The organism is Pseudomonas sp. HLMP, assembly GCF_046365545.1.
Taxonomy (GTDB): Bacteria; Pseudomonadota; Gammaproteobacteria; order Pseudomonadales; family Pseudomonadaceae; genus Aquipseudomonas; species Aquipseudomonas guariconensis_B.
Window position 1 is genome coordinate 2,148,212 of sequence record NZ_JBDLLR010000001.1, and the last position, 17,832, is coordinate 2,166,043.

Genomic DNA, 17,832 nt, shown 5'->3' on the forward strand with positions numbered 1-17,832 from the left:
ACCGTGCGCATCTCCACTTCGCAGTTCTACAACACCAGCAGCGCCAACTACCAGCGCACCTTCTCCAACGTCAACAAGACGACCCAGGAGGCCAGCGACTTCCTGCGCGTACGCACCGCCGCCGACGACCCGGTGGGCGCCGCGCGCCTGCTGCAGCTCGAGCAGCAGCAGGACATGCTCAAGCAGTACAGCGGCAACATCGTCAACGTGCGCAACGCGCTGGGGACTGCCGAGAGTACGCTCAATGCCATCGGCACCCTTCTGCAGCGCGTCAACGAACTGGCGCTCAGCTCGGGTAACGGCGCCTTTACCGATTCCGACCGCAAAGCCAATGCCGACGAACTGGCTTCCCTGGAGGACCAACTGTTCACCTTGATGAACAGCAAGGATGAGAACGGCAAGTACCTGTTCTCTGGCTCCAAGGGCGACACTCCCCCTTACGTGCGCAACGCCGACGGCACCTACACCTACCAGGGCGACCAGAGCAGCCTGATGTTGCAGGTCGGCGACATGCTCAGCCTGGCCGCCAACGAGACCGGCTACAGCGCCTTCGAGCAGGCCCTGAACACCAGCCGCAGCGAGACACGCTTGACTGCTCCGGCTACCGATGACGGCCGTGTCAGCCTGTCCAATGGTCAGGTTTCCGGCAGCGCGACCTACAACGATCGCTTCCGCAGCGGCGAGCCGTACAGCATCGAGTTCACCAGTAGCACCGAGTACAAGATCCTCGATGCCAATGGCAACGATGTGACCCTCGAAGCCAGCCAGGGCGGCAAGTTCGATCCGAACGGCGACAACACCACCATCAGCTTCCGTGGCGTCGACCTGCGCCTGAATATCTCGTTCAAGGCTGGCGACGAGGCCAATCCGGACGCGGCCATTGCCGGCCACACCTTCAGCCTGAGCTCCAAGGCCGATTCGATCGCCGGTACCCGTAGCCCGGGCAATAGCTCGTCGACCCAGATCACTGGCGCCAACATCACCGACCCGGCGCTCTACAAGGCAGCGTTCCCCGGTGGCGGCGCGGTGCTCAAGTTCACCAGTGCCACGGAGTTCGAGCTCTATGCATCGCCAGTGACTGCCGACAGCCGGCCAGTTTCCACCGGTACCCTGAGCGGCACCACCGCCACGGCGGCGGGGGTCAGCTTCGAGCTGTCGGGGGCGCCGAATGCCGGGGATTCGTTTGGGGTCAAGGTCGATACCCACCAGACGCAGAATCCGCTCGACACCATTGCACAGTTGCGCGCGGCGCTGATGACGCCCCAGGACAACGACCCAGTGGCCCGGCAGAATTTCCTGGCTTCGCTGGATTCGGCGATCGGGAATGTCGCCAGTGCGATCGACCAGGTGTCTTCGTCGGTCTCTTCCATTGGTGGGCGCGGGCAGGCCCTGGATGTGCAAGCCGAGGCCAACGAGGCGTTGAGTACCGAGAACCTGAAGACCCAGAGCTCGATTCGTGAAAGTGATCCGGCGGAAGTGATGCTGCGCTTGGAGATGCAGAAGAACATGCTGCAGGCTTCGATGCAGTCGTTTGCGAAGATTGCTGGGTTGTCGTTGGTTAACTACATCTGATCCTCCCTTCTGCGTCATCGGCCGTGCGTCGTCACTCCCTGGATGCGACGCATGCGCCACCGTCAAGGTCGTCTACCGTGAACGAACTGGCCCTCGTCAGCATTGCCATCCCAGCATTCAACCCCGAGTTTTTCCGCAGCGCCTTGCAGAGCGCTATCGCCCAGGATTATCCGCATCTGGACATCCTGGTCTGCGATGACAGCCGGGACGGCCTTATTCGGGACATCGTCCAGAAGCTGCAGGCTGAGTCCGGCAGGACCATACGCTACGTGCGCAACTCCCAGACCCTGGGCTTCGCCCGGAACCTGCAGGTGTGCCTGGAGCATGCCAGGGGTAGCCTGATCAAATTCCTTTGCGACGACGATCGCTTGTTGCCGGAGTGCATCTCGCACCAGGCTCGAGCGATGAATGAGCATCCGGATATCAGTATCACCATTTGCCAGCGCCTGCTCTGTGCCGCCGATGACGCATTGCTGCCAGCCCGTATGCTCAATGCCGTGCTCTGCGCCGAAAACGCTGTGATCAAGGGCAGTGACCTGCTCGAGACGCTGGAAACCAATGTCCCCAACCTGTTCGGCGGTCTTACCCATGCCTTGCTGCGTCGCGAATGGGTCGCTGAATTCCTACCCGCATTGGTACAGCAGGGCCAGGGTTTCAACGCACGTCTGGACCTGGCGTTGTGCATCTGCCTGCTGCGTCGGGGGCACTTGTGCAGCCTGACGCGCATTCTCAGTATCGAGCGTCTGTATGCCGGGCGACTGAGCAATCATGCCAGCATGACCATCGCGTTCCCCAAGGAGACCGAATGGTTGAGGGAAATGCTGGCCGCGCGGGTCAGTGAGCCGATGCCGGTCAATGGCTGGGTCCGCTACCTGCCGTTGGAACAGTATCGCGATGGCCAGGACATCGCCTGGCAGGAGTTCGAACTCAACCGCCTTCATTCCAACCAGCAGGCGCGTCTGGCACAGCAGGTTGGGACCGAGAGCTTGACGTCTGGGCAGGTCTATGCCGAATGGTTAGCTTGCCGCAGACTATCGCCATCGCAGTTGAGCCAACTGCCCAAGCGCTTCGGGCACTGGCCGCGCCAGCCTCGGATCGTTCCAGTCATCTGGGCCGAGGCGGGGGAGGAGGCCGCGTTGCGGGTCACTCTTGAAAGCCTGGCGGAGCAGTCCTATGGAGCGAGCGACTGTTGGGTATTGGCTCCGACCTCACTGATGGTGCTGAACGAGAGGGGGATACGGCATATTCCCTTGCAGGCCAACGGGCTGGCGCAGTTGAACGAGCGCCTGGCCTTGAGCGACGAGGCCGACTGGATCTTCCTGCTGCGTGCCGGTGATCGGCTGCATCCGCAGGCGCTTGCCATCATGGGTGAGCGCATGGCGCTGCGTGCCGATCGCCTGTGCCTGTATGTCGACGAGGGGACTCATGACGGCCTCGAAGCTTCGGCGCCGGTCTTCAAGCCGGATTTCAACCTCGATTTGATGCGCAGCATCCCTTACGTCGGTAGGCTGCTTGCCTTCGAATGCAACGCGTTGCGTGAAGCCGGTGGCTTCGACCTGGCTTTCGACGTGCTCGCTCCTCATGATCTGCTCTGGCGCCTGGTGGAGCGGCATGGCCTGCAGGTGGTCGAGCATATCGACGAATTGCTGGTGCAGTGCCAATCGAGCCATGCCCAGTGGCTCGCTGACCCGCGCTGTGTATTCCAGGCCCCGCGGGTGGTGGATGCTCACTTGCAGCGCCTTGGCGTGCAGGCCCAGGTCAACGCTGAGGGCGAGGCTGCGCTGTGCCGGGTTCGTTACGGTTATGACTGTACCGCGGGTGTCTCGGTTATGTTGCCGGTGGGCAACGACCTGGCGGCGCTGACGCGATGCGTCGAGTCGCTCTTCGAACATACCTTGCATAGCAATTTCGAACTGCTCCTGCTCGCCACGGCCGAAGCGCCCGAGGCGATTCGCCAATGGCTTGGCGCGATGCATGCTTTGGGCAGCGATCAACTGCGCGTGGTGGAAGTTGAGGTGGGCTCCCGTGCAGCGCAGTTGAACCAGGCCAGCCAGCAGGCTCGTGGCGATTTTCTGTTGTTGTTGCGGGCCGCTTGCGTAGCCATCGATGGCCAATGGCTGGGAGAGCTGCTGTCGCTGGCCCAGCGCCCTGAGGTCGGAGTAGTCGGTCCGAAGCTCTGCAATCCCGATGGCAGCATCCAGGCCGCCGGCATCGTGCTAGGGTTCGGCGGTACGGTCGGTACGCCTTTCGCTGGTTTCCCGCTGGAGTCCGCTGGCTACATGCAGCGCCTGAAGGCCGTGCAGAACTGGAGCGCGGTCTCCCTGGACGGCATGTTGGTGCGCCGTGAAATCTTCAGCAGGCTGGGAGGGCTGGACAGCCAGGCGCTGGAGAACGACTTCCACGGCGCGGACTTCTGCTTACGGGTACGGGAGCAGGGCTATCTGGTTGTGTGGACCCCCCATGCGTTGCTGGCACATAGTGGCGATACAGGCGAGCAGGCCATTCCTGCCGAGCGGTGGGCGCGCTCCAAGGGGATTTTCTACGATCGTTGGTTGGCGTCGATCGCACGCGACCCGGCGTACAACCGCAATCTCAGTCTGAAACAGGCTGGTTTCAAGCTTGAGCCGGGGCTGCGATCAGGCTGGGATCCGTTCATCAGCCGGGCGTTGCCCTCAGTCCTGGCATTGCCGGTCAACACCACGGCGATCGGCCATTACCGTGTCATCCAACCGTTCAACGAACTGGAGAAGGCCGGCTGGATCCAGGGGCGGCTCTCCTACAGCACGCCTGGTCTGGTCGAGCTGGAGCGCATGCAGCCGGAATTCATCGTCTTCCAGTGCCGCTATTCTGAGTCTTCATTGAACGACATGGCCCGTACGCGGCGCTACTCCAATGCGCGGCGCATCTACGAGATCGACGACTATGTGATTGATGTGCCCAGCAAGAACGACCATGGCCGCAACATGCCGGGCAATATGCGCGAGATGGTGGCTCAGTGCATTGCCCAGTGCGATCGTGTGGTAGTGACCACCGAGACCCTGGCCGATGCCTTGTCGAGCATGCACCATGACATTCGTATCGTACCCAACATGCTCAGTGCTCAACTGTGGACGGGGTTGGCGAGCCAACGCCAGACCTCGCCGCGGCCTCGCGTGGGGTGGGCGGGAGGCACCAGCCATCGGGGCGATCTGGAGTTGCTGTTCGACGTCGTCAGGATGCTGGCCGACGAAGTCGACTGGGTATTCTTCGGTATGTGTCCGGATAGGCTGCGGCCCTATGTGAAAGAGTTCCACCGTAGTGTGCCGTTGGCTCGCTACCCGCAGAAGCTGGCCAGCCTCAACCTGGATCTCGCCCTGGCGCCACTCGAGCAGAACCTTTTCAACGACTGCAAGAGCAATCTGCGGTTGCTCGAATACGGCGCTTGTGGCTTTCCAGTGATCTGTACCGATACCAGGGCCTATGCCGGCTACCTGCCGTGTACGCGTGTGCGTGAAAACACCACCGATCAGTGGCTGGATGCCATCCGTATGCACCTGGCCGATCCTGGAGCCAGTTACCGCCAGGGCGATGCCTTGCGCGAAGTGGTCCTGCGTGACTACGTGTTGATGCCAGGCAACCTGCAGCAATGGGCCAATGCCTGGCTGACCGACTGATTTCCTCCCATCGGCGGTCGCCATGTGGAGAACCACCAATTGAACGGGTGAACTATGAGCGTAAACGCAAGCCAATTGCGCAAGGACGTGACAGTCGTCCTGATGGGGCATGACGAGCCGGATCACCGGGAACGCTCCCTGCATTACTACAGCACCCTGGGCGTGCCTTGTCTGGCGCTTGCCGAGCGCTCGGAGACTGAGCATGGAGCAGGCTGGAGAGGTCTGCTGGAGCAGATGCTGGAGCAGGTGCGGACACCTTTCGTAGTGCTGGCCCTGGATGCCGATTTCGTTCTGGCTGCGGCCCTGGAGCAGGCCGTGGGGCTTCTGCAGGCACAGCCACAGGTGGTGGCGGTGCAGGGCTATGCCTTGGCTTACCAGGTGGGCAACGCAGAGGTGACCTACCACAAGACCGGCGCGGCCTTCGCTCCTGTGCCGCAAGTGGGTGTCCAGGGGCGTCTGTGGCAGTACGCCTCGGCTGGCCAGCAAGCGTGGCGCGCTGTGTTGCGAGTGCCAGTGTTGCGCACCGCGCTGGCCGATCTGCCTGAAGGCTTGGATTTCCCTGCCTGGCGAACGGCGCTGTCGTTTTCCCTGCTTTGCCAGGGCGAGTTCGCCCAAGTTGCCCAGGCTGGCGTGATCCGCGCCTATGCACCGACCTGCGAGAGCCCAGCGGCACGGGACGAGCGATTGGCGCATGCCATGCGGGTGCTGCGTCAATGGGATGGCGATCATCTGCGTGCCTGCTCGGATGATACGGACTTCGCCTTGCTCAGTGAGTTCGTGCGCAAAACCTGCGATCAGGGTAGGGAACCTTTGCTGTTCACATCCAAGTGGCACAGCGTTGTAGCCGAGCCGGAGCGGCGTTTCGAACCGCGCCAGTACGTCGAGCTGCCTTACTACAATGGCGAGTTGTTCAGCCAGCTGTCGTCTCTTGAGTTTCTTTGGCATGCCTGGCCGACAGGCCATGCCCAGCGCCATGCCTTGGAAGGTACCTGGGTACGCCAGCGTGATCTGCTCGTCGAACATCCCAATGACACCGTCGACAGTCTCAAGGAACGTTACTGGCAGGCCCAGGCACTTGGCTTGTTCAACCGTGAGGTATGCCAACGCCTGCTGTCCACCCTCAATGGCGAGTCCGATGGAGAGTACCGGCGAGAAATGGGCGACTGGCTGGAGCGGCTCGGGCAGTTGCCAGCCATCGACCAGGCCTCCTTGTTGCAGCAGACTGCTTCGGGTCAAGTGCTCCAGGCCATCGCTGCTGCCACGCCGGACGCCACCGGCCGGCAGCGTGTCCTCGATCACCTGGCCAAGCGTGGTGGTGCGCAGATCGCCTTCGTGGTGCTGGACCTGGAGAGCGATGACCAAGCCTTGCAGTCCACGTTCGACAGCCTGTTGGCCAGCGGCTTGCGCAATTTCAAGCTGGTCGTGCTCAAGGCTGGAGAGCCGCCAGCGCTCACCACTGCTCGGGATACACTGCACTTTATCCAGGTAACCCAGGGCAATTGGGTCTCTCATCTCAACCAGGTGGCGCGCCAACTGTCCAGTGAGTGGATGTTGCTGATGCAGGCCGGCGACGTGCTGCTTTGCGGTGCCCTGTTGCGCTTGCAGGTTGAGCTGGCTGAAGAGCCTGGCTGCCAGGCCATCTGTGCCAATGAGGTGCAACGCGACAGCGAAGGGCGCCTGGTCAGCGTCGTGCGGCCAGGGGCCGACCTCGATCTGTTGCGTGGCCGTCCAGACCTGATGTCCCACCACTGGCTGGTACGCCGCCAGGCGGTGGTCGACCTCGGCGGTTACAGTGAGGCGAATCGCCATGCTCTGGAATTCGACCTACTGCTGCGTCTGGTCGAACAGAACGGCGTGGGCAGCCTGGCCCATATGGACGAATACCTAGTCATCGGCCAGCAACCTGCGCTGCAGATGAGCGCGGACGCGCAGGCGGCCCTCAACCGGCACCTGACCCAGTTGGGGTATCGCGCTCAGGTCGAGGAGCGGCGCGAAGGCGGTTTTCTGATCGACTACCGTCATGGGGTGACACCGTTGGTGAGCCTCCTGATTGGCGTGGAAGCTCCAGGGCAATTGCGTGACTGCCTGGCCAGCGTGTTCCAGCGGACCCGCTATTCGCGTTACGAGGTCCTGGTGGCCTGTGCTGAAGGTGATGCACAGTCGTGCGCCGATGTGGTCTCCATCTTTGGCACAAGGGCGCGTCTGGTGGTCGGTGCGGCAGGCGCATCGCGTAGTGAGTTGCTCAATGCCCTGGCGGCTCAAGCTCGTGGTGAATACGTGGTGCTGTTCTCGGAGCGCTGCCAGGTGCTGACCCCGGCATGGATCGAATCCCTCCTGAACCAGGCGCTGCGTCCCGAAGTGGGCGTGGTCGGAGGTTGCCTGCTGTCTAGCGACGGAGCTATCAGTCATGCCGGCTTCGACCTGATGCGTGGGCCATGGGTGAACGCGCCTTGGCGGGGACTGCCGCTGCCGGCGTCTGTCCAAGCCTGTTGGCCGGCGATGGTGCGTGGCTGTGCAGCGATCTCCTCCGATTGCCTGATGGTGCGCAAGGAGCTGCTCGACCACTGTGGTGGGCTACGTACGGTGGCAGGGACCGATATCGACCTTTGCCTGCGGGCCACAGAGGCGGGGCTGCTGGTGGTTTGGACCGCCGATATGCAAGTGATGAACAATGCCGTGGCCATACCCGACGTGCAGCAGGCTCAAGCATTGCAGGCTCTCTGGCCAGCGTCATTCGCAGGGCGTGTGGTAGTCGACGCGCGTAGCGGGGTGGACGTTTCACGCTCGGGGGCGGGCGCTGAATTGGAATGGCTCGCCCACCTGGACTGACCAGGTGCTAGAAAAAATCCGATGCCGGAGACGGCATCGGATTTTTTATCCCCTCGCCAGTAGATCAGGTGAAGGGCCCGTTCCATGGCGGCCGGTACATCGACTCAGCCCGGGAGCCATGCCTTCTGCCAAGCATCCAGGTGATGCCCCTCGAGCATCCAGTCCCGGTGCACCACCGTTTGTAGCTCATCGCCCAGCCGTGCGCTGGCGTCCAAGTCGCCGGTATGCATGTGGATGGCGTCCACCCAGGTCCTGGCCTCGTTGTCGACCCGTGTCACCGGAAGGGTATCGTCTTGGTAGGCGCGTACGTTGCTACAGATGACTGGAATACCGCAGGCACCGAACTCCAGCAGTACCAGATTGCCCTGGCAGTCATTGGCCAGGTTCTGCCGCAGAGGCGCCAGCGCCAGGTCGAGGTTCAGGCTTGCCAGCATCGTCGGATATTGCTCGACGGCGACCTGAGGATGCAGCTCGTGCGCAAAGGTCCGCAGCCCAGCAGGGCAGTCGCCGATGAACACCCATTCGACCTCTCCGGCCAGTGCCTGGAACACTTCGGCCATCATCTGTGGGTCAGCATCCGCAGCGTTCCAGCCAACGCGCGGCTTTCGTCCAGCCCTGCGCAGCCCTTGCTGGGCTTTCCACAGTACCGGCAGACGATTCTCGAGGATCTGCACATCATGGTGCAGGTTTGAAAACAGTTCTGCCAGGGCCGGTGTGGCAACCACGAAACGGTCGACGAAGCCCAGACCATTGCGCAGGACTTTCAGGGCGTCACCCTGCGTCGAGGGGGCCGCCAGCGAGTCGCAGAGGCTGTCCATGTCAAAGACCTTGAAGGAGGTGGACAGGCTTTTCATGCGGCGCATGGCTTCGAGACGCTCGCTATCCATGCGCTGGTGCAGGATGATGCTGTCTGGCGCATAGCGCGCCAGTTCAGTCAACTGCAGCAACCCCAGGGACAGTGCACCTTCGACCAGGCCGGCATGCTGCAAGGCGCAGAACGGTTGGATGATGCGGGCATGACCCGACGAGGACGCAGTTGCCGGGTGGGCCAGGACCGTCGGCAACGGTCTCCAGGAAGACAGTGGACGCCACGACAATTCGCTGTCTGCCAGCTTGAAGCCGCCAGGCTGGCTCAGTGACAGGTTACGGTTGTAGGCCGGATCTCGGACGATGAGCGGCAACCACTTGCGGTATAGCGCGTCTTGCTCTTCATGCGGTACTGGCGCGGGATCCTGCGCGCCGAGCATGACCCGCGCATTCGCCGCCCAGACGATCAGATAGCCGGCTTGCCTGACCCGTAGGCACAGATCGATGTCCAGGTAGCGCTCGGGCACGTCTGGAGACAGGCCGCCGAGGGCCTGGTACAGCTCGCGGGCAATCATCAGGCAGTGCTGGCTGACCGCGCTGTAGCTCTGGTCGACCTGCAATCGCTCCATGTAGCCGGCACTGTCCATCGCCTCTCCGGCGAAGGCCTCGCCAGCTGGGCCCTCGAGACCCAGTAACAGGCCAGCATGGCGGATTTTGCCTTCCGGGGTCAGCAGCTTGCCGCCGACGACCCCGACTTCAGGGCGCTGGGCGTGGTTGAGCAACTCATCTAGCCAGTCGCCATCGATGATTGCCGACTCAGGAGAGAGCAACAGCAAGTAATCGCCAAGGGCCTGCTCCGTGGCGAACTGGAGCATGGCTGTCACACTGTTGCCGGAAAGACCCGGGTCGATGGTACGTAGGCGAGGTTCGCCAAGACTGCCGATCGCCTGAAGCCATTGACTGACATCGTCAGCCGTTGCGGCGCTGTCGATCAGCAGCAACTCGTAGTTGGGGTAGCGCGTGGTCTCGAGTAGGCTTTCGACACAGCGCTGCACATGGGCCAGGCTGCTGCCTGCCATGATCAGCACCGACACAGGGGGCTGTTGCGCATGGCCGTAGTTCAGCCGGTATTGGCCGGGCCGGTCGGAACGCACTTGTGCATTCACGTAACCCCGGTCGCGCAGATGGCAGAGGATGGCGCGCTTCTCATCGTCCACGTCCTGCAGGCTGGGAGAGTCGGTCACCAGCAAGGGCTCGGCGACATGTCCCAACCCTTCCAGGCCGCCTGAGTTGATCAGGCGCAGGATCAGTTCGAACTCCGGCGCATGGGCATACGCTTTGTCGAAGCCCCCTGTCGCCAATACCTCGGTGCGCCGGAACAACCAATGCCGTCCCATACCGGTCGGCAGGCTCAACAGGTAGTCCAAGTTGAAGTCTGGGCGCAAGGCCGCACCCAGGCTACCATCGGTGTGGCGATACATACCGTCGCAGTACAGTGCACGGGTATCTGGTGCTGTGAGCAATTCAAGGGCCACGATCAGCAGGCCGTGGGCAGTGAGTTCATCACCGGCGTGGATCAGGCCCATCCAGTCGCAGTTGGATTCAGCTATCAGCCGATTGAGCGTTTCCAACCAGTTGTCAGGCGTGACCGGCAAGACCGGGCCTCTGAAGTCGGCTGCGGTGTCCGGCGCTACGCTCAGTAGCGTGGATTGGATACGAGGGTACAGCGCCTTGGCGGCATGCAGCGATGCCAGCGTGGCACTGACTTTCGCCGCATCGCCTTGTAGGTCGATCACCGCGATGGCGAACAGGGGCGCGCAGGCGTGCTGTTGCAGGCGCTCTTCTACCAGTCGCTGCTGGATGGGGGTGAGCTGGCGCTGATCCAGCCACTGGCGCATGGCTATCCCATGTCGCTGACCCGATTCGGCGACACCCAGGCGCTGGAGCATCTTGCGTCGGCCTTGGCGTACCGTTTCGCTGCCCAGATCGCCATGGCGAGCATAGAGATCGAGGTAGAGCCGCGAGTAATCCTTGAACGCCTGCTGCGAGCGGCGGGTCGGGTCGAACTTGGCTTCGCGCAGCCGGACCTCCACCGTATCGCCCGGCACATGACGCAAGGTCGCGCGTGAGGCGAGGCGCATTAGGAAATCCCAGTCCTCCAGCCCGTGCATGGATTCGTCGAAGCCTCCGATGAGTTCGAGCAGTTCACGCGGACAAGCGAAGGTGTTGATGGGGATGTAGTTATCGACGAACAGACGTTCCTTGGAGTATTCCCCATGCCGATAGCGCTGTTCGCGGGCCTGCTCGACCCGAGCCTCGCCTTCCAGGGATTCGATGATGTAGATCGCATCCGCGTATGGCACCTGGTTGGGATGGACCTCAATGGCCTGTGCCAGAGTTTGCAGATGCTCCGGTAGGTAGCGATCGTCGTCGTCCAGGTAGGTCACGAAGCGGCCGCGAGCTAGGCGATGAGCGGCGTTGCGTGCGGCAGCGGGGCCTCGATTGCGGCTTTGGCGCATGTAGGTGATGGGAAACTCGAAACCGTCCAGCATGTTTTCCACGGGCGAGCCGTTGTCGTTCACCAGTATCACCTCGAAGTCCTTGCAGGACTGCGATGCCAGACTGGCCAGCGCATCCATCAGGAACTTCGGGCGGTTGAATGTCGTGACGATCACCGAGAACAGGTATTCGCATGCCAGTGCCTGCCCTGGGGTGAAGTCGAACAGCATCCGGCGAATCTGTTCCTGGCGCTGTGCATAGTGTGCCTGGAGCTCGGTCGGGTAGCTGGCCATGCGACGCAGGTACAGCTTCCAGATGCCATCGGCCGAGCGTTGCATGCGCTTGCGTGCCGCCGGCTCGGCGAGATTCAGTTCGAGGATCCGGGTGTGCTCGGCCAGCGGTTTGTCCGAGGCATAGAAGTTCTGAGAGATTTGTCCGCCGTGGATGCGGTAGCCCACCGTGGCTTGATGCAGGAACAGGAAGTCGGGGGCAACCTGAGCCATGCGGGTCCACAGCTCCCAGTCGCCTGCCAGCATGCCGTCCCGGTGGACACCGCCGTCGGGCAGGGTCAGGCTGGGCAGGATGCTACGGCGGAAGATGGCGGCCGACGGGGTGATATAGCTGTCATGGGTCAGCAGATCGACCAGCTCATCGCGGCCGCCGACGTAGCTCTCGGCGCGATGACCCGGATGCACCGCGTGCCGCAGTACCTTCCCGTGTTCGTCGATCCACATGCACTGGGTGTATCCCAGGGAAGCATGAGGGTGTCGGTCCATGGCCTGTACCAGGCTGCGCAAGTGGTCTGGATACAGGATGTCATCGGAACCCAGCACCACTACATAGCGCCCGGAGCCGGCACGCAGGCACTGGTTGTAGTTGCCAATCATGCCCAGGTTGCGGGGGTTGATCTGGTAACGGAAGCGGGCATCGTGGCGATAGCCTTCCAATACCTGCACGCTGTGGTCGGGGGAGCAGTCATCGAAGACCACGAGTTCCAGGCGCACGCCTTCCTGGGCCAGCACTGACTCGATGGTCTCCCCCAGGAAGGCGGCGTTGTTGTAGGACATCACGGCAACCGTGACATCTACGGCAGGGGCCTTGGGCTTACGCTGCCGTGCCTTGATTTCGCGCAACTGGCCAAGCCCGTGGAGCAGGCGATCAATCGCGTTGCCGGGGGTATTCGATGCGCTCATGCCTGTTCTCCGAGTACCACATTGCGGAACGTATCGTAGTCCCGGTAGTAATCGCTTTCGTCATAGCGCTCAGAAGCCAGCACCATGCACACCGAACCACTGGAGAAGTTATCGATTTCCCTCCAGATCATCGGCGGTATGTACAGCCCGTAGTACGAGCGGTTCAGGTGGTACTTGAAACGGGTGCGGCCGTCGTCCAGTAGAATGTCGAAGCTGCCGGACATGGCGATCAGCAATTGATGCAGCCCTTTGTGGGCATGACCGCCACGGTGGGAGCCGCCAGGCACGTCATACAGGTAGTAGACCCGGGCGATATCGAATGGGATGTGGTTATCGGATTCGATGAAGGTCAGGTTTCCCCGTGGATCCTCGATCTTGGGCAGGTCGATGATCTTGCAGTCCTTCAGTGACATGGCGGCTCCTCGGGCGTTGCATGCTTGGCATCGCCGGTAAAACGATTGCAGGCTTCGATCACGGCCTCGACCAGCGCTTCGGGCATGCCCGGATACAGGGGCAAGCTGAGGATCTCGGCAGACAACCGCTCGGTGATCGGAAGTTGGCGGGCCGACAGTTCCGCATAGGCGGCCTGGAGGTGGATCGGGATCGGATAGTGGATCAGCGTCGGTATGCCGTTGGCGTCCAGGTGTGCTTGCAGGGCGTCGCGCTGGGCGCAACGCACCACGAACAGGTGCCAGACGTGGGCCGTGTCGATCTCATCCGCGTCGGGCAGAGTGACCAGTGGGTTGCGGATGCCGGCCAGGTACCGTTGCGCCAGGCGCCGACGCTGTATGGCGTCCTCCATCATGCGCGGCAACTTGACTCGCAGCAGCGCCGCCTGTAGCTCATCCAAGCGCGAGTTGACGCCTTTGGCGTCGTGCACGTACTTCTCGCTGGAGCCATAGTTGCGCAGGCTGCGTATCCTGTCGGCTAGTTGGGCGTCGTTGGTGGTCACCATGCCGGCATCGCCAAGGGCGCCGACATTCTTGACAGGGAAGAAGCTGAAGCCGGCGGCATCCCCCAGTGAGCCGACCGAGCGCCCCCGGGCATCGAGCGCACCATGGGCCTGCGCGGCATCCTCGATGAGCAGCAACCCATTCCTGTCAGCGATTTCACGCAGGCTGGCCATGTCGGCCAAACGGCCATACAGGTGGACGGCAATGATCGCCCCTGTCTGTGGGCTGATGGCCGCCTCCACCTGTTGTGGATCGATCAGGAAGCTGCCCTCAAGCGGCTCCACCGGTATCGGCTGGCAGCCAGCCTCGCTCACCGCCAGGGCCGTAGCGATGAAACTGTTGTCGGGCACGATGACATGCGCGCCCTTGGCCAGTCGCCCCTGTTGGATATAAGCCTTAAGGATCAGGGTCAGTGCATCCAGCCCATTACCCACGCCGATCCCATGGTCGACCTGGCAAGCCTTGGCGAACGTCTGCTCGAGGGCCTGTACCTCCGGGCCGAGCACGTACCAGCCCGAGCGAAGCACGCGCAGGAAGGCCTCGGTCAGTTGCGCTTCGTCGCGTGCATTGAGTGCCTGGAGATCAAGAAACCGGTGCATTGTCGTTTTCCAGATAACGCACGATTCGTGCTGGGTTGCCGACCACCAGTGCCCGTGGCGGCACGTCACAGGTGACCACGGCGCCGGCACCGACCATGGCGTGTTCGCCGATGACCAGCCCGGGCAGGATCACAGCCGCGGCGCCAATCGATGCGCCGCGTTCGACCCGGGTCTGCGGGAAGTGGTCAGGCCACTGCCGGGATCGAGGAAAGCGATCGTTGGTGAAGGTGGCGTTGGGGCCGATGAAGACATCGTCGGCAATTCGCAGGCCGTCCCACAGGTGGACACCGCACTTGAGGGTGACACGGTCGCCGATCACCACGTCGTTCTCGATGAAGCAATGGGCGGCGATATTGCAGTCCCGCCCGATACGGGCGCCTGCGAGGACCACCACGAACTGCCAGATACGCGTTCCTTCGCCGATGATGACGCTTTGCACGTCGGCCAGAGGATGGGCCTGGGTCATGCCAGCAGCTCCTTGATGGCGGTTACCACACGCTGGCCGGCACGGCCATCGAATGCATGGAAGAACTGGCCGATTGCCGCGCGGCGGCTCTCGGCGAGCGTATCGTGACCCTGACGGAGCTGATCGAGGAAGCGTTCGACCCCGGCGGCATCGTCGGCGACCTGGTAATGGCGGACGACGGCCGAGCCTTCTTCGTTCAGGCCCAGGCCATGCGGGTTGCGCAGATAGAGCACCGGCTTGCCGGTGGCGAGGTATTCCATCAGGAAGGAGCCGACATCGCTCATCATCGCTTCGCTGACGGCGAAGGCGTGGCGGTGATCGGTGCGCTCGTCGACGATGACCCCTCGCGCCGCCAGTTCGCGCTTCAGTGCACAGATGCCTGTCTCGTCGAGAATGTTCAGGTTGGCCAGCTTCTTCCAGAGCAGCGGATGAGGGCGCAACACCAACGCCAGATCCGGGCGAGTGGCAAAGGCTGCCAGGATGTCGCCTGCCAATAGGTCGAACGTCGACCAGAGGTCGCCATCGATGGAGAAATGGGCATTCCACAGCACCGCACGCCGGTCGCCAATCGCTTCTCGCAGCGTCGGATCGACATCGAACCGCAACAGGTCGACCAAGCCGTCCATACGCGGATGCCCTGTGACCTGGACGTGGCTGGAGCCGGTGGGGCAATGGCGAGCGAACATTTGTCTGACACCCTCCGATCGAACGAACACGGCGGTGGCCTGCGCGGTGACGGGTTGCCCATACTGATAGACGTAGTTGTGCTCCCCGCCACCGACCTCCAGGCCGTAGGGGACGTAGGTGATGCAGCGTACGTGCTGGCGCAGGTTGGCGAAGCGATAGGCTTCGGGGCGTGTTTCGTCGTAGGGGGAGGTGTAGAGCACGGCGTCGAATCCGGCGTCTTCGAGAGCGAAGGTGTCCCAGGCAAGGAAGGGCACACCCAGCGCGTCCAGGTGTGCTTGCGACTGTTCGCGTTGCCAGCGGTAATCCTTGTGGATGAATGGCAGCATCACCACGATCACTTCGATTTGCGCATCGTCTTGCGCGGCCTCCCAGACGCTGCGTACATTGCCCCAGGACTCGGGAAGTTGGTACAGGATCGCCAGGCGCAGCCTGCGGGCCGCCATCTTGTCTTCACGCATGTTCTACCCTTTGCTTCCAGCCCGCGGCGAGAACCTGGCGCGCCATGTCCAGATCGTCGGTGGTGTCGATGTCGAATGCCTTGAGCCTCGCCGCACGAATTGGCAGGTAGGGCTCGATCGCTTGGTAGACGAAGATCGGCTTGTCCAGTACCAGTTGTGGCTCGATGACGGCAATGCCGGTCCACTCCCAGGGATGCTGGGGGTCGCGGGTGAAGCCGGTGACCGATTCCCCGTCGCTGTCCAGCAGGACGCGGACCCCATCGCTGGTGGTGTAGTCGGAAATGCCGATGAGTTGCCGGTGCTCCTCGGCCATTTCCATGAACGTCCGGAACGACACGTCCTCGACCACGGTGTCGGCGTCGATGACCAGAAAGCGTTCCTGGAGGTGGCGGGACACTCGGTGCAGGCTCTGAAGGGTGTTGGTCCTGGCATAGTCGGGGTTGCGCACGACAATCAGGTCATGACGCAGAGCCATGGCGTGGTTGATGACGTCCTGCTCCTCGAAGCCTACGACCAGCCATACCGTCTCGGCCCAGGCAAGGCGCTCGAGGTGATAGTCGAGCAGGGTGCGGCCGTTCACCTCCACCAGGCATTTGGGTTTGTTCAGCCCAAGCCGGGAGCCGATGCCGGCAGCGCAGATCACAGCATGCTTAATAGGCGACATAAGGCTTTCCCGTCGTTGATCACGAAATCACTGAGTTTGACCAGCAGGTGATTGGGTGAATGAGTGCCGCCGAAGGCGATACGCCAGTCGGCGGATTCGAACATGGGCACATCGTTCATGCCATCGCCAACGGCGATGATCCGGTCGAAACGGTTGCGCAGGCTGTTGACAGCGTCGCCTTTGTGCAGAACGTGCTTGATGCCCATTAGCTGGCCATCTTCCAGGCTCGCCGTGGAGGTGAAACTCTGGATGCCGAGACGCTCGAGCACGGGTTTGACCCAGACATCCAGGTTGCCGGTCACCACAAAGCACTGTTCGGGACGTTGGGCAATGAAGTCGAGCATGTGCCGGTCGAAGTCTACGTGTTCGGCGAGGGCGGCGTGGATCCAGTCCAGCGGCGCGTCCCGTAGCAGGCGAACCCGCAGCTTGAAGGACTTGTCGAATGGCAGCACCCCATTGATGGTCGCTTCGGTCAGCACGGATATCTCGTCCTCCAGGCCAACCGAGGAAGCGATCAGTGGCAGTAGTTCCTGGCGGGTCAGCGTGCCGTCGAGATCGAAGCAGTAGGCTGTTCTCATTGTGATCCCGCCTTTCTCAAGATGGTGTAGTACTGGCGAGTTTCGGCGCGTTTTTCCAGGTCGGCGGGAAACAGGAACTCGGCAGCCTGTGCAGTGAAGGCTCCCGGCTCTAGAGCGTGAGCCATCAGTTGGCCAAGTTCATCGATGGTGCGGTAGATGGCCGAGTATTCGTGTTCGAGTTCATTGGAATAGAAACGATCCAGGGTGAAACGCTCGGCCACGCCGACCGGCTCGCGCACGTAGATCAGCCCGCCCGGAGCGCAAAGCTGGCCTGCGTGGCGTAGCACATTCACGCAGTCTTCATCGTTCAGGTAGATCAGCAGCCCCGAGATGATCACCAGGTCGAAAGGGGCGCCGAGCACGAGCGAAGCAGGATCGATGGCCGTGGCCGACATCACCTGGAAGCGCAACCCGAGCTTGCTGCGACGTTGGGCTTCGGTGCTGGCCTTGTCGATCAATGCGGGGGAGAAATCAATGCCTAGATACTGCGCATCGGCGACCTGCTCGTCGATGAACCAGCCCCAGCGACCGATGCCGCAGCCGATATCGAGGATGCGGCTGCCAGCGTGCAATTGGAGTTGTGGCGCCAGCGCCCTCTTTTCGGCTTGATCACGCTGCTCGACCAGCTCAGGGCTGTGATCCTGATACATGGTCGTGCTCAGGACATTGGCGTAATCGCGTTTCCCACGTGCGTCGAAGAAGGCTTGGGTCGTGCGGTAGTCGATATCGATCCGCTCCCCTTTCAATCGGCCTCGGGTGCTCATATTCGTTCTCGTTGGTAAAGGCGGTCGGCAAAACAGGCCCAGAAGGCCGGACTGTGTCAGGCTTCCGACGTTGCGGGCGGTTCAAGCAAAAGACCTGCCAATCAGCGGGG

At 62.2% G+C, this 17,832-nt stretch carries 11 protein-coding genes; 3 read left to right on the forward strand and 8 right to left on the reverse strand.

The genetic code is table 11. The features are described from left to right. The first annotated feature begins 3 nt into the window (after window positions 1-3). From ABFA30_RS10130 to ABFA30_RS10140, 3 genes are all read left to right on the forward strand, one after another. On the forward strand, window positions 4-1,572 hold the full coding sequence (locus ABFA30_RS10130) for a flagellar hook-associated protein 3 (RefSeq protein ID WP_410045388.1): 1,569 nt from the start codon (window positions 4-6) through the stop codon (window positions 1,570-1,572). Between the two features lie 77 nt (window positions 1,573-1,649). Beyond that, window positions 1,650-5,225, forward strand: a complete 3,576-nt coding sequence (locus tag ABFA30_RS10135; RefSeq protein WP_410045389.1) for a glycosyltransferase — start codon at window positions 1,650-1,652, stop codon at window positions 5,223-5,225. A 54-nt stretch (window positions 5,226-5,279) separates the two neighbouring features. Beyond that, window positions 5,280-8,054, forward strand: coding sequence for a glycosyl transferase (locus ABFA30_RS10140; protein ID WP_410045390.1), 2,775 nt, complete (start codon window positions 5,280-5,282; stop codon window positions 8,052-8,054). Between the two features lie 104 nt (window positions 8,055-8,158). On the opposite strand, the gene ABFA30_RS10145 is transcribed toward ABFA30_RS10140, so the two are convergent. Genes ABFA30_RS10145 through ABFA30_RS10180 form a run of 8 tightly spaced genes read right to left on the reverse strand, consistent with a single transcriptional unit; the run spans window position 8,159 to window position 17,722 of the window. Then, window positions 8,159-12,553 carry a glycosyltransferase gene (locus tag ABFA30_RS10145; RefSeq protein ID WP_410045391.1) on the reverse strand — a complete coding sequence of 1,465 codons (4,395 nt, stop codon included), beginning with the start codon at window positions 12,551-12,553 and terminating at the stop codon, window positions 8,159-8,161. Further along, a complete protein-coding gene (locus tag ABFA30_RS10150) occupies window positions 12,550-12,966 on the reverse strand; it encodes an FdtA/QdtA family cupin domain-containing protein (protein ID WP_368816020.1) in 417 nt (138 codons plus the stop codon). The genes ABFA30_RS10145 and ABFA30_RS10150 overlap by 4 nt, the downstream gene beginning before the upstream one ends. Further along, entirely contained in the window at window positions 12,957-14,105 is a 1,149-nt protein-coding gene (locus ABFA30_RS10155; protein ID WP_368816019.1) for a DegT/DnrJ/EryC1/StrS family aminotransferase, read from the reverse strand. Before ABFA30_RS10155 ends, ABFA30_RS10150 begins: the two co-directional genes overlap by 10 nt. Further along, on the reverse strand, window positions 14,089-14,571 hold the full coding sequence (locus ABFA30_RS10160) for an acyltransferase (RefSeq protein WP_368816018.1): 483 nt from the start codon (window positions 14,569-14,571) through the stop codon (window positions 14,089-14,091). Before ABFA30_RS10160 ends, ABFA30_RS10155 begins: the two co-directional genes overlap by 17 nt. Further along, on the reverse strand, window positions 14,568-15,716 hold the full coding sequence (locus ABFA30_RS10165) for a CDP-glycerol glycerophosphotransferase family protein (RefSeq protein WP_410045392.1): 1,149 nt from the start codon (window positions 15,714-15,716) through the stop codon (window positions 14,568-14,570). Before ABFA30_RS10165 ends, ABFA30_RS10160 begins: the two co-directional genes overlap by 4 nt. After that, a complete protein-coding gene (locus ABFA30_RS10170) occupies window positions 15,709-16,380 on the reverse strand; it encodes an NTP transferase domain-containing protein (RefSeq protein ID WP_368816016.1) in 672 nt (223 codons plus the stop codon). The genes ABFA30_RS10165 and ABFA30_RS10170 overlap by 8 nt, the downstream gene beginning before the upstream one ends. After that, complete coding sequence (locus ABFA30_RS10175; protein WP_368816015.1) at window positions 16,356-16,958, reverse strand: HAD-IB family phosphatase; 603 nt, start codon at window positions 16,956-16,958, stop codon at window positions 16,356-16,358. Before ABFA30_RS10175 ends, ABFA30_RS10170 begins: the two co-directional genes overlap by 25 nt. Next, window positions 16,955-17,722: a class I SAM-dependent methyltransferase gene (locus ABFA30_RS10180; RefSeq protein WP_410045393.1), complete on the reverse strand. Its 768-nt coding sequence runs from the start codon at window positions 17,720-17,722 to the stop codon at window positions 16,955-16,957. Before ABFA30_RS10180 ends, ABFA30_RS10175 begins: the two co-directional genes overlap by 4 nt. Window positions 17,723-17,832: the final 110 nt, after the last annotated feature.